We start from the raw sequence: 12,914 nt of genomic DNA on the forward strand, positions 1-12,914 counted from the left end.
GGGGGGGGGGGGGGGGCGCCCCCGGGGGGGGGGGGGGCCCCCCCCCCCCCCCCACCCCGGGGGGGGGGGGGGGCCCCCCCCCCCCGGGCCCCCCCCCCCCCCGGCGGCTTGTCTTGTGCCTCACAGGTGCCAGGTGGTGCGGAGAAACGCGCCGGAGGGCCCGCAGCGCGCCTGCTGCGGGCCCTCCGGCGTGGTGGGGTCTGGTCTCCGTCGGCCCAGGGCCTCGCTCAGCCCTCGTCGCGGCGCAGCGAGGGCTTGAGGTCCTTCAGGCGGCCCAGCAGGCCGTTGACGAAGGCGGGCGAATCGTCCGTGGAGAACTCCTTCGCCAGCTGCACCATCTCGTCCAGGACGACGGCGTCCGGGGTCGCGTCGACCCAGATCAGCTCGTAGGCGCCCAGGCGCAGGATGTTGCGGTCGACGACCGGCATGCGGTCGAGCGTCCAGCCGACCGAGTACTGGGCGATGAGCTCGTCGATGCGCTTCGCGCGCTCGGCGTAGCCCTCGACCAGCTCCATCGTGTACTCGCTCACCGGCGGCTGCCGGGTGTCGGACCGGGAGTGCCGGACCCAGTCGGCGAGGACCGTCAGGACGTCGGCACCGCGCTGATCGCCCTCGAAGAGGATCTGGAAGGCGCGCTTGCGGGCCGTGTTGCGGGCAGCCACGGTTAGCTGTTCACCCGGCCGAGGTAGTCGCTCGAGCGGGTGTCGACCTTGATCTTCTCACCGGTGGTGATGAAGAGCGGGACCTGGATCTGGTAGCCGGTCTCCAGCGTGGCGGGCTTGGTGCCGCCGGTGGAGCGGTCGCCCTGGACGCCGGGCTCGGTCTCCTGGATGGTCAGCTCGACGGCGGCGGGCAGCTCGACGAAGAGCACCTCGCCCTCGTGCTGGGCGACGGTGGCGGTGAAGCCCTCGATCAGGAAGTTGGCGGCGTCGCCGACGGCCTTGCGGTCGACGTGCAGCTGGTCGTAGGTCTCCATGTCCATGAAGACGAAGTACTCGCCGTCCATGTAGGAGAACTGCATGTCACGCTTGTCGACAGTGGCCGTCTCGACCTTGACGCCGGCGTTGAAGGTCTTGTCGACGGTCTTGCCGGAGAGCACGTTCTTGAGCTTGGTGCGCACGAAGGCCGGGCCCTTGCCGGGCTTGACGTGCTGGAACTCGACGACGGACCAGAGCTGGCCGCCTTCGAGCTTGAGCACCATGCCGTTCTTGAGGTCGTTCGTGGAAGCCACGGTTGCGGAATCTCCTGGACTGGACTGACGTGGACGACCTCGGGGCAGGCAGGCGCTCAGCGCGAAGGCTAGAGCGCGAGCAGCTCCTTGGTCGTGATGGTGAGTAGCTCGGGTCCGCCGTCCGCCTCGGGGCGCACGACGAGCGTGTCATCGATCCGGACCCCGCCCCGGCCCGGGAGGTGGACCCCCGGTTCGACGGTGACCGGCACACAAGCGTCCAGTTTACCCATGGCCGCGGGGGCCAACTGCGGGTCCTCGTCGATTTCGAGTCCGACACCGTGGCCGGTGAGGGTCGGAAGGTTCTCCGCGTACCCGGCCGAGTCCAGTGCCTGCCGGGCCGCGCGGTCCACATCGCGGCAGGCGGCGCCCGGTGCGAGGGCCTCCCGGCCGGCCCGCTGGGCGGCGAAGACGAGATCGTACAGTTCGATCTGCCAGTCGGCCGGCGAGGTGCCGATGACGAACGTACGGCCGATCTCGCAGCGGTAGCCGCGGTAAGTGGCGCCCAGGCAGACGGAGAGGAAGTCGCCCTCCTCCACGCGCCGGTCGGTGGGCCGGTGGCCGCGGCGTCCCGAGTTCGGGCCGGTGCCGACAGAGGTGGGGAAGGCGGGACCGTCGGCGCCGTGGTCGACCAGGCGGCGCTCCAGTTCCAAAGCGAGGTGCCGCTCGGTGCGACCGACCAGGATGGACTCCAGGAGTTCACCGAGGGCCTGGTCGGCGATCTCGGCGCCGATGCGCAGGCAGGAGATCTCCTCCTCGTCCTTGACCACCCGGAGCTGTTCGACCGCCTGGCCGAGGTCGGTCAGGCGCAGCCTGGGTGCGACCGAGCGCATGGCGCGGTGCCGGACCACGGTGAGGTGATGGTCCTCGGTGGCGAGGGACTCGGCGCCCTGGGCCGCGGCGAGGCCGGTGGCCGCGACGGCCGGGTCGCCGCCGGGTCCGGGCAGGGCCCGCACCGGCAGGGAGTCGTCGGGCCGGACGCCGTCCGTCGGCCGGTCGTCCGGGGGCCCCGAGCAGACCAGCAGGTCCTCGGTCTTGCCCAGCAGCAGCACGGCACCGTGCGGGGCCGCGCCCGCGAGATAGCGCACGTTGGCGGGCCGGGAAACGAGCGCCGCCGCGCTGCCGCCCGCGTTGCAGCGTTCTCGTAGACGCGTCCGGCGGGCCGCGTACACCTCTGACATGAGCCGAGCGTAAGAGCTCCGCTCGGGGTACGCCGCTTGAGAGAGGCCGAGTGGGGAGGTGCGTGCGGGTACACCGGTGTGTCAATCGGGGTGGGGCTTGTCATTGTTCGGCACCTGCCGGCCGGTGAGGGCCTGTCGCGCAGTACCCCGCGCCCCTTTCGAAGCGCTCCCGGTCCCCCTCGTCACCAGCTCGGGGGGCTCGCTATGGAGCGGGTCAGGACCTCGTTCAGGACCTGGGCGGTTTCCGGTACGTCCAGCGTGGAGTTGTCGATGATCGGGAGACCCGAGCCGTACCAGCCGGCCATGCGGCCGTGGATGCGGGCGACCTCCTCGTCGGTGAGCCGCCGGTTGCCGCTGCGTTCGGCGTTGCGCTCCAGGACGACGTCCAGGCCCGGCAGGAGGACGACCGGAAGCAGGCCGGGGCCGACGTGCCGCTTCCAGCCGCCGAGGCCGACGACCGGGCGGTCCGGGAAGACCGCGTCGTCGAGGATGCAGGAGATGCCGTTGGCGAGGAAGTTGCGTGCGGAGAATCCGCAGGTGCGGCGGGCGAGGCGGTACTGGGCCTCGGAGTTCTCGTTCCACCCCGTCTGGGGGTCGGCGAAGCCGGAGCGGACCCATTCACGGACGTCGTCGAGGCTGATGTGGGCGGTGGGGACCCGGCGGTGGTCCGCCCAGTACTTGGCGACGCTGGTCTTGCCGGCTCCCGCGGGGCCGATGAGCAGCACCGCGAGAGTGGCCGTGGCCGGGTCGGGCCCGGTGGACGTGGCGGGTGGCACGCTGGGCGCGGCCACGGGGCCGCCGGGCGGCAGCGGTACATGGCCGGTGGTGTCGGGCGGGGGCGGGACGGGTGCCGCCTGGTGCGGGCCCGGGTGCGGGCCGGCACCCGGGGCCGGAGACGGGTGCGGGGCCTGCACGGGGTAGCCCGGCGCCGCGGGCGGCGGTACGGGGGCGGGACCCTGGTGCGGGCCCGGGTGGTGTGCGGCCGGCGACCAGCCGACGGCCGGTCCGTGCCCCGGCTGATGGGGCGGCGGCAGCGGAGAACCCACTGCGTGCTGCATCCGGTGCCACTCCGTCTCGTACAGGCGATGGGCGCTGACGGCGGGAAGGGGGCCCGCCCGCTTCCCCCCACACCCTAAACGGCGTGGGAACCCCCGTCCGAACGGTACCGCCCCCGGCCGTCGTTCTGTGAACGGCCGGGGGCGGTCCGAAGTGCCCGTCACGCAAGGCGAATCGGGCGGAAGGTGCGGCGGGGTACTACTCACCCACCTCGCCGTAGGCGGCGAGGAGGACGGCCGGGTCGGGTCCCTCGAGGACGGTGGGCTTGGCGAGGCCGTCCAGGACGATGAAGCGCAGCAGGTCACCGCGGGACTTCTTGTCGACCTTCATGTTCTCGACGAGCTTGGGCCACTGGTCGTGGCGGTAGTGCAGCGGCAGGCCGACCGATTCGAGGATGCTGCGGTGGCGGTCGGCGGTGGCGTCGTCCAGGCGGCCCGCGAGGCGGCCCAGTTCGGCGGCGAAGTGCATGCCGACCGAGACGGCGGCGCCGTGGCGCCACTTGTAGCGCTCGTTCTTCTCGATGGCGTGGCCGAGCGTGTGGCCGTAGTTGAGGATCTCCCGCAGGCCCGCTTCCTTCAGGTCGGAGGAGACGACCTCCGCCTTGACCTTGATGGAGCGCACGATCAGCTCGGCGGTGTGCGGTCCGGCCGGGGTGCGCGCGGCCTGGGGGTCGGACTCGATCAGGTCGAGGATCACCGGGTCGGCGATGAAGCCGGCCTTGATGACCTCGGCGAGGCCGGAGACGTAGTCGTTGACCGGGAGCGAGTCCAGGGCGGCCAGGTCGCACAGGACACCGGCCGGCGGGTGGAAGGAGCCGACGAGGTTCTTGCCCTCGGCGGTGTTGATGCCGGTCTTGCCGCCGACGGCCGCGTCCACCATGGCCAGCACGGTGGTGGGGACGGCGATCCAGCGAACGCCGCGCAGCCAGGTCGCGGCCACGAATCCGGCCAGGTCGGTGCTGGCGCCGCCGCCCACGCCGACGATGACGTCGGTACGGGTGAAGCCGGACTGGCCGAGCGCCTTCCAGCAGTACGCGGCGACCTCGGCGGTCTTCGCCTCCTCGGCGTTGGGTACCTGGATGGCGATCGCCTCGTAGCCCTGCCCGGCGAGGTCGGCGCGCAGCGCGTCGCCGGTCTCGGCGAGGGCCTCGGGGTGGATCACGGCGACCCGCTTGGCCTTCGTGCCGATCAGCCCGGCCAGCTCGCCGAGGAGCTGTCGGCCGACCAGGACCTCGTAGGCCTCGCTCCCGGCGGTGCCGCCGACCTGGATCCGGGTGACTGCCTCGCTCATGCTTCCTTCAACTCCACTGCGTCCAGGACGGCTCGGGTGACTTCTTCGGGCGTGCGGCCGTCCGTGGCGACGACGACCGTGGCGACCTCTTCGTAGAGGCTGCGGCGGGCCTCCATCAGCTCGCGCCACTGCTTGCGCGGGTTGATCGCGAGCAGCGGGCGCGCGGCGTTCAGACCGGTGCGCCGGACGGCCTCCTCGACGTCCATCGAGAGGTAGACGACGCGCTGTCCGGCGAGCAGGCCGCGGGTGTCCGCGTCCAGGACCGCGCCGCCGCCGAGGGCGAGGACGCCGTCGTGTCCGGCGAGGGCGGTCCGCACGGACTCCTTCTCCAGGGCCCGGAAGGCGGACTCGCCCTCGTCGACGAAGATCTCGGCGATGGCCCGTCCCTGCGCGGAGACGATGTCCTCGTCCGTGTCCCGGTAGCCGACGCCGAGGCGTTCGGCCAGCAGCTGCCCCACCGTGGACTTGCCGACGCCCATCGGTCCGACCAGGACGATCAGCGGTGCGCTCATCGGATGGCCAGGTTGTCGAGGTAGGAGCGGACGTTGCGGCGGGTCTCCGGCACGCTGTCGCCGCCGAACTTCTCCGCCACCGCGTCCGCCAGGACCAGGGCGACCATCGCCTCGGCGACGATGCCGGCCGCCGGCACCGCGCACACGTCGGAGCGCTGGTGGTGGGCCTGCGTGGCCTCGCCGGTGGCGACGTCCACGGTCCCCAGCGCCCGCGGCACGGTGGCGATCGGCTTCATGGCCGCCTTCACGCGCAGCAGCTCGCCGGTGGTCAGACCGCCCTCGGTGCCGCCGGAGCGGCCGGACGCCCGCCTGATACCGTCGGGGCCGGCCAGGATCTCGTCGTGCGCCTTCGAGCCCGGCACCCGGGCCAGCCCGAAGCCGTCGCCGACCTCGACGCCCTTGATGGCCTGGATGCCCATGAGGGCGGCGGCCAGCCGGGCGTCCAGCCGGCGGTCCCAGTGCACGTGGGAGCCGAGGCCGACCGGGACGTCGTACGCCAGCACCTCGACCACGCCGCCGAGGGTGTCGCCGTCCTTGTGGGCCTGGTCGATCTCCGCGACCATCGCCTTGGAGGCGTCGGCGTCCAGGCAGCGCACCGGGTCGGCGTCCAGCTTCTCCACGTCCGCCGGGGTCGGGTACACCCCGTACGGCGCCTTCGCCGCCGCCAGTTCGACGACATGGCTGACGATCTCGATGCCGGCCGTCTCCTTCAGGTACGACCGTGCCACGGCGCCCAGGGCCACCCGGGCGGCCGTCTCCCGCGCGGAGGCGCGCTCCAGGATGGGCCGGGCCTCGTCGAAGCCGTACTTCTGCATGCCCGCGAGGTCGGCGTGGCCGGGGCGGGGGCGGGTCAGGGGCGCGTTGCGGGCCAGGCCGGCCAGCACCTCCGGGTCGACCGGGTCGGCCGCCATGACCTGCTCCCACTTCGGCCACTCGGTGTTGCCGACCATGACCGCGACCGGGGAGCCGAGGGTGAGCCCGTGCCGGACGCCGCCGAGGAAGGTGACCTCGTCCCGCTCGAACTTCATCCGCGCACCGCGACCGTAGCCGAGCCGTCGCCTCGCCAGGTGGTCCGCCACCATGTCCGTGGTGATCGGTACCCCGGCGGGCAGACCCTCCAGCGTCGCGACGAGTGCGGGACCGTGGGACTCCCCCGCGGTCAGCCAGCGCAACCTGCTCAACGGTGCTCCTCAGTGCTCGCGCCCCGGTTATGCCCTGCGTACGCGCCTACTCCGCGTACGGCGACGGCGTGTCCGGGTGCGCGGCCCCGGTCCGCCACCTCCGATCCTCCCACGTCCGGGTCCGGGACCAGGCCGCCGGTCCATCTGGCGGACGGGCGCGGGCGCCGGGCGACGCCAAGGGCGCCCGCGGGCCCGGAGGGGCGCTAACGGTCCGCGAGGGCTCGCTCGCCCGCTTCACGCATCGCGGCGAGCGGGGCCGGAGCGCGGCCCGTCATCTGCTCCACCTGGAGCACGGCCTGGTGCAGCAGCAGGTCGAGCCCGCTGACGACGGCGCCGCCGTAAGCCGACCAGCGGGCGGCGAGGGCGGTCGGCCACGGGTCGTAGAGCACGTCGAAGAGGGCCGCGGGCTTCTCCGGGACGGCGGCGGCGAGGGCGTCGGTGGTACCGGCCGGGGTGGTGGCCACCACCAGCGGGGCGTGCAGCGCCTCCTCGGCGTCCGCCCAGTCCGCGATGCGCACGTCGACGTCCAGGCGTTCGGCCCAGCCCCGCATCTCGGCGGCCCGCGCCCGGCTGCGTACGTAGACGGCGATCTCGCCGGTGCAGATCCGGGCCAGTGCGGCCAGCGCGGAGGAGGCGGTGGCGCCGGCGCCGAGGACGGCCGCGGTCTCGGCCTTCTCGATGCCGTGCTCGCGCAGGGCGGCGACCATGCCCGGGATGTCGGTGTTGTCGCCGGTCTTCCGGCCGTCCTCGGTGAGCACCACGGTGTTCACCGCGTCCACGGAGGCCGCCGTCTCACTGATCCCGTCGAGCAGCGGGATGACAGCCCGCTTGAGCGGCATGGTGAGCGACAGCCCCGCCCACTCGGGGCCCAGCCCCTCGAAGAAGCCGGGCAGCGCCTCTTCGTCGACGTCGAAGCGGTCGTACGTCCAGCCTTCCAGGCCCAGCTCGGCATAGGCGGTGCGGTGCAGGACCGGGGAGAGGGAGTGGGCGATCGGCGAGCCCAGAACGGCGGCTCGCCGACGGTCAGTTGCCCGAGCTGGCATCGAACTTGTCCTTCAGCTTCAGGAAGTCGTCGTGCGTCTTGGCGAACTCGGTCTTGCTCAGGCCGTCGGTGGCCACGAAGTACATCCAGCCGTCTTCCGTGGGATCGAGTGCCGCCTTCAGGGCCTCTTCGCCGGGATTGCTGATGGGGCCGGGCGGCAGGCCCTTGTTGGTGTAGGTGTTGTACGGGTCCGGGTTGCTGTTGATCTCGGACTCGCTGATGTGGATCTCGCTCTGGCCCAGCAGGTAGTTGAAGGACGAGTCGAACTGCAGTTCCTGGTTGGTCTCGGTGTTGGTGGGCTTGAGCCGGTTGTAGACGACCTCGGACATCATGCGGAAGTCCTCGTGCGTCTTGCCCTCCGCCTGCACCAGGCTCGCCACGGTGAGCAGCTGCCACGGCCCGTCGAGGCCGAGGCCCTCCGCTTTCTCCTCGAGCCCGATCTTCTCGTACTGCTCGGTGGCCCGCGCCACCATCTGCTTCAGCACTTCCTCGGGCTTCTGGCCCTTGGCCACCGAGTAGCTCGACGGGTAGAGGAAGCCTTCCAGCGGGTCCTTGACGTCCTTGTGGTTCATCGCCCAGTCGGGCAGGCCGAGGTTCTTCCACTCGGCCTTGGCTACCTTGGCGGTGGTGCCCTCGGCCAGTTCGAGGCGCTTGTCGATGTCCTTGTAGATGCCGACGTTGCGTTTGCCCTCGGCGATGATCAGGTTGCTGCGGCTCTTGGGATTGAGCAGCAGCTCGATCGCGGCCTCGGCCGACATCTCCTTCTGCAGCGTGTACACGCCGTCCTGGATGCTCTTGCCCTGGGGATTGCTCTGCTGGGCGGCGATGAAGGCGTCGACGCTCTTCACCACGCCCTTCCGCTTGAGCTCCTGACCGATGGTCGAGCCGCCCGCGCCCTTGGGGATCGTGACGGTCACCTGCTCGCCGTTGCCGTCACCCGCGTAGTCCGGGGCCGCGCCGAAACGTTCCTGGTAGAACTGGAAGCCGAAATATCCGACTCCTGCCACGCCGCCGCCCAGCACCAGGCAGACCACGAGGCACGCGACTCCGCTGCGGCCCTTCTTGGGCTTGCCGCCCCGGCTCCTGCGGTCGCCCCGCCCCGCGCCGCCCTCGCCGTCCTCTTCCTCGCCGGCGTCCCCGCCCGCGAAGAACGCGTGCTCTCCCTCGTCGGGACCGGCGTCCCCGTCGGCGTCCTGCGGCTCGGGCTCGGCGCGCCGGCGACCCGGGGGCTCCGGGGGCGGGTACGCCTCCGGGGTGCCGTAGAAGTCGGGCTGCTCCGCGCCGTAGGCGGCGGCCTGCTGGCCGTAGGGGTCCGACGGGTCGGCGGGGTACTGCGCGTGGGGTTGCGCGCCGTTTGCCCAGCCGCCGTCGTCGTAGCCCTGCTGGGACTGCCCCTGCGGCGCGTACTGCTGGTCGTACTGCTGCTGACCGTACTGGTCGTACTGCGGATTCTGGTTGTACTGGTCGTACTGCGGCTCGGGGTACTGCTGACCGTACTGGTCGTACTGCGGCTGCTGACCATGGGCGGACTGGCCGCCGTCGCCCCAGTCGCCGTACTGCTGCTGGGGCTGCTGCTGCTCCGGATACTGCTGCGGCTGGCCGCCGTAGGGGGACTGCTGGCCCGCGTGGGCCTGCTGTCCGCCCCATCCGCCGTCCCCGTACAACGGGTCCTCCGGATGCCACGGTTCGGAGCCTGGGCCCCGGCCATACTCAGTCATCGATCCCCTAGAGCCGCGAGGCGACGGCGCGCACGGCCTGTCATGGAGGGCCGCCTTCCGTTCCGCCTCTTGCTGTGCGGTGGCTGTTCGAATGCCTCCGCATCGCGCGGAACGTTACCGTATCGCGATCAGATGACCACTTCGACGCCCTCACCGGGTGCCCTGCCTGACACCCGTTCGGATTCCAGTGCCTGCTGAAGGATGATCACAGCGGCGGCCTGGTCGATGACGGACCGGCCCTTCTTGGACTTCACTCCCGAGGCGCGCAGCCCCTGACTGGCGGTCACCGTCGTCATCCGCTCGTCGACGAGCCTGACCGGCACCGGCGCGATGCCCCGGGCCAGTTCCTGGGCGAAGCCCCTGACCTTGACCGCGGCCGGGCCCTCGCCCCCCTTGAGGGAGCGAGGGAGGCCGACGACGATCTCGATCGGCTCGTACTCCTCGACCAGCTGCCGCAGACGGCGGTGTGCTGCCGGGATGTCGCGTCCGGGGACGGTCTCCACCGGCGTGGCGAGGATCCCGTCGGGGTCGCAGGAGGCGACCCCGATACGGGCGTCCCCGACGTCGATCGCCAGGCGGCGGCCACGACGCATGACCGGGCCGTCCGGCTGGTCGTCCGTCCGGCCGCCCACCCGGCCGTTCATCGAGTCGCTCACTTGGCGGTGTCCGCCACGAGCCGCTCGACGGCGTCGACGGCGTCACCGATGGCGGCCGGGTTCTGGCCGCCTCCCTGGGCGACGTCCGGCTTTCCGCCACCGCCGCCACCGAGGGTCTTGGCGGCGGCGCGCACCAGGTCACCGGCCTTGAGACCACGCTCGCGGGCGGCCTCGTTGGTGGCGATCACGGTGAGGGGCTTGCCGTTCACCGTGGTGAACAGGGCGACGACAGCGGCCCGGCCGCCCTGGATACGGCCGCGCACGTCGAGGACCAGCTTGCGCAGGTCGTCGGCGGTGGTCCCGTCCGGGACCTGACCGGTGACCAGGGCGACACCGCGCACGTCCTTGGCGGAGTCGGCGAGCGAGCCGGCGGCCTGGAGGACCTTCTCGGCGCGGAACTTCTCGATCTCCTTCTCGGCGTCCTTGAGCTTGCCGAGCATGGCGGAGACCTTCTCCGGGAGCTCCTCCGGACGGCCCTTGATCAGCTCCTGGAGCTGGGCGACGACCGTGTGCTCACGGGCCAGGAAGTTGTAGGCGTCCACGCCTACCAGGGCCTCGATGCGCCGCACGCCGGAACCGATGGACGACTCGCCGAGCAGCTTGACCAGGCCCAGCTGGGCGGTGTTGTGCACGTGGGTGCCGCCGCACAGCTCCTTGGAGAAGTCGCCGATGGTCACGACGCGCACGCGCTCGCCGTACTTCTCGCCGAACTCGGCGATGGCGCCCTGCTTCTTGGCCTCGTCGATGCCCATGACGTCGGCGCGCACGTCGAGATCGCGGGCGAGCACCTCGTTGATCTTCTGCTCGACGTCGGTCATCACGGCCGTCGGAACGGCGGACGGCGATCCGAAGTCGAAACGGAAGCGGCCGGGCTGGTTCTCGGAACCGGCCTGGGCGGCCGTCGGGCCGAGGGCGTCACGCAGGGCCTGGTGGGTGAGGTGGGTGGCCGAGTGGGCGCGGGCGATGGCCGTACGACGGCGGCCGTCGATGGAGGCCAGGGCCTTGGCACCGACGGTGACCTCGCCGACCTGGACGACGCCCTTGTGGACGTACACGCCCGGTACCGGCTTCTGGCAGTCCCGGACCTCGATCACGGCACCGGTGTCGACCTTGATCCGGCCGGTGTCGCCGATCTGGCCGCCGCCCTCGGCGTAGAACGGGGTGCGGTCGAGGACGATCTCGACCTCGTCGCCCTCGGTGGCGGCCGGGGAGGAGGCTCCGGCGACGAGGATGCCGACGATCCGGGACTCGCTCTCGGTGTCGCTGTAGCCGACGAAGTCGGTGGCACCGGCCTGGTCGGCGATCTCGCGGTAGGCGCCGACGCCGGCGTGTCCGGTCTTCTTGGCCTGGGCGTCGGCCTTGGCGCGCTCCCGCTGCTCCTTCATCAGGCGCCGGAAGCCGTCCTCGTCCACGGAGAGCCCCTGCTCGGCGGCCATCTCTAGGGTGAGGTCGATCGGGAAGCCCCAGGTGTCGTGGAGCAGGAACGCCTTGTCGCCGGCGAGGACGGCGCCACCGGCGGCCTTGGTGTCGCTGACGGCGGTGTCGAGGATGTTGGTGCCGGCCTTCAGCGTCTTAAGGAAGGCGTTCTCCTCGGCGAGGGCGACCTTCTCGATCCGCTCCCGGTCGGTGACCAGCTCGGGGTACTGCTGCCCCATCATCCCGATCACCACGTCGACCAGGTCCTTGACGACCGGGCCGGTGGCTCCGAGCAGGCGCATGTTGCGGATGGCGCGACGCATGATGCGGCGCAGCACGTAGCCGCGGCCCTCGTTGCCGGGGGTGACGCCGTCGCCGATGAGCATGACGGAGGTGCGCATGTGGTCGGTGACCACGCGCAGGGAGACGTCCGAGGCATGGGCGTCGCCGTAGGCCACGCCGGTCAGCTCGGTGGCCTTCTTGATGACGGCCATGGAGGTGTCGATCTCGTACATGTTCTGCACGCCCTGCAGAATCATGGCGAGCCGCTCCAGGCCGAGGCCCGTGTCGATGTTCTGGCTCGGCAGGTCCCCGAGGATCTCGAAGTCCTCCTTGCCGATGCCCTCGCCCCGCTCGTACTGCATGAAGACGAGGTTCCAGATCTCCACGTACCGCTCGTCGTTGACGGCGGGGCCGCCCTCGGCGCCGAACTCGGGGCCGCGGTCGTAGTTGATCTCGGAGCACGGGCCGCAGGGGCCGGGGACGCCCATGGACCAGTAGTTGTCCTTCTTGCCGAGGCGCTGGATGCGCTCGGACGGGACACCGACGACGTCGTGCCAGATGCGCTCGGCCTCGTCGTCGTCCTGGTAGACGGTGATCCACAGGCGTTCGGGGTCGAGGCCGTAACCGCCCTTGTCCTGGGCGCTGGTGAGCAGCTCCCAGGCGTACTTGATGGCGCCTTCCTTGAAGTAGTCGCCGAAGGAGAAGTTGCCGCACATCTGGAAGAACGTGCCGTGCCGCGTGGTCTTGCCGACCTCTTCGATGTCCGGCGTGCGCACGCACTTCTGCACGCTCGTGGCGCGGTCGAAGGGCGGCTTGACCTCACCCAGGAAGTAGGGCTTGAAGGGCACCATGCCGGCCGGGACCAGCAGCAGAGTCGGGTCGTCCGCGATGAGCGACGCCGAAGGGACGACGGTGTGACCGCGCTCCTCGAAGAAGCTCAACCAGCGGCGACGAATCTCGGCCGACTCCATCAGTGGTCCTCATTCCGGTTGTACGAGTACGTCGTCCTGTCGACGTACGTCGGGTTGCTGCGGTTCTCGATGTTTCCGATGTTGCGGTTCTCGATGGCGGTGTACCGCCGGGCTGCGGGGAGTTCGTGGTCGACGGGGGCGTTCAGCCCGAGCGCGTCGTCCAGTTCGGCCTCCCGCTGGGCCATGTTGTGGCGGACGTCGAGCGCGAAGCCCACCGCGCGGTCCTTGATCCGGGTGCCCGCGTCGAGCGCCTTGTTCGCCGCGGTGGCGGCGAGGCTGTCGGGGGTCAGCTGCTTGAGCTTCCGGTTGACCTTGGTGGTGGCCCACACACCGGCGGCGACGCCGGTGCCGAACCAGAACGTACGGCGGAACATCGCTGGA

12 protein-coding genes are annotated in these 12,914 nt (G+C 71.3%); all 12 read right to left on the bottom strand.

The annotated features are described in order from the left end of the window. Positions 1 to 227 precede the first annotated feature (227 nt). Positions 228 to 662 carry a transcription antitermination factor NusB gene (gene nusB / locus ACH4F2_RS33765; protein ID WP_398136553.1) on the bottom strand — a complete coding sequence of 145 codons (435 nt, stop codon included), beginning with the start codon at positions 660 to 662 and terminating at the stop codon, positions 228 to 230. Between the two features lie 2 nt (positions 663 to 664). After that, positions 665 to 1,231 carry an elongation factor P gene (efp, locus tag ACH4F2_RS33770; protein ID WP_398136554.1) on the bottom strand — a complete coding sequence of 189 codons (567 nt, stop codon included), beginning with the start codon at positions 1,229 to 1,231 and terminating at the stop codon, positions 665 to 667. 68 nt (positions 1,232 to 1,299) lie between these two features. Continuing rightward, complete coding sequence (locus ACH4F2_RS33775) at positions 1,300 to 2,409, bottom strand: aminopeptidase P family protein (protein WP_398136555.1); 1,110 nt, start codon at positions 2,407 to 2,409, stop codon at positions 1,300 to 1,302. Between the two features lie 182 nt (positions 2,410 to 2,591). After that, positions 2,592 to 3,467, bottom strand: a complete 876-nt coding sequence (locus ACH4F2_RS33780; protein ID WP_398136556.1) for a Pro-rich N-terminal domain-containing protein — start codon at positions 3,465 to 3,467, stop codon at positions 2,592 to 2,594. A gap of 196 nt (positions 3,468 to 3,663) precedes the next feature. Beyond that, complete coding sequence (aroB, locus tag ACH4F2_RS33785; protein ID WP_398136557.1) at positions 3,664 to 4,755, bottom strand: 3-dehydroquinate synthase; 1,092 nt, start codon at positions 4,753 to 4,755, stop codon at positions 3,664 to 3,666. Then, positions 4,752 to 5,267 (bottom strand): shikimate kinase, encoded by a 516-nt coding sequence (locus ACH4F2_RS33790; protein WP_398136558.1) that lies wholly within the window; start codon positions 5,265 to 5,267, stop codon positions 4,752 to 4,754. Before ACH4F2_RS33790 ends, aroB begins: the two co-directional genes overlap by 4 nt. Further along, a complete protein-coding gene (aroC, locus tag ACH4F2_RS33795) occupies positions 5,264 to 6,448 on the bottom strand; it encodes a chorismate synthase (protein WP_398136559.1) in 1,185 nt (394 codons plus the stop codon). The genes ACH4F2_RS33790 and aroC overlap by 4 nt, the downstream gene beginning before the upstream one ends. A 203-nt stretch (positions 6,449 to 6,651) precedes the next feature. Next, positions 6,652 to 7,491 (bottom strand): shikimate dehydrogenase, encoded by an 840-nt coding sequence (locus ACH4F2_RS33800; RefSeq protein WP_398136560.1) that lies wholly within the window; start codon positions 7,489 to 7,491, stop codon positions 6,652 to 6,654. Continuing rightward, a complete protein-coding gene (mltG, locus tag ACH4F2_RS33805; protein WP_398136561.1) occupies positions 7,472 to 9,208 on the bottom strand; it encodes an endolytic transglycosylase MltG in 1,737 nt (578 codons plus the stop codon). Before mltG ends, ACH4F2_RS33800 begins: the two co-directional genes overlap by 20 nt. A gap of 128 nt (positions 9,209 to 9,336) precedes the next feature. Beyond that, positions 9,337 to 9,801, bottom strand: a complete 465-nt coding sequence (gene ruvX, locus ACH4F2_RS33810) for a Holliday junction resolvase RuvX (RefSeq protein ID WP_398136580.1) — start codon at positions 9,799 to 9,801, stop codon at positions 9,337 to 9,339. A gap of 59 nt (positions 9,802 to 9,860) precedes the next feature. Continuing rightward, entirely contained in the window at positions 9,861 to 12,533 is a 2,673-nt protein-coding gene (gene alaS / locus ACH4F2_RS33815; RefSeq protein ID WP_398136562.1) for an alanine--tRNA ligase, read from the bottom strand. After that, positions 12,533 to 12,907: a hypothetical protein gene (locus ACH4F2_RS33820; protein ID WP_398136563.1), complete on the bottom strand. Its 375-nt coding sequence runs from the start codon at positions 12,905 to 12,907 to the stop codon at positions 12,533 to 12,535. Before ACH4F2_RS33820 ends, alaS begins: the two co-directional genes overlap by 1 nt. Positions 12,908 to 12,914: the final 7 nt, after the last annotated feature.

Source organism: Streptomyces sp. NPDC017890 (assembly GCF_044328675.1).
GTDB lineage: Bacteria > Actinomycetota > Actinomycetes > Streptomycetales > Streptomycetaceae > Streptomyces.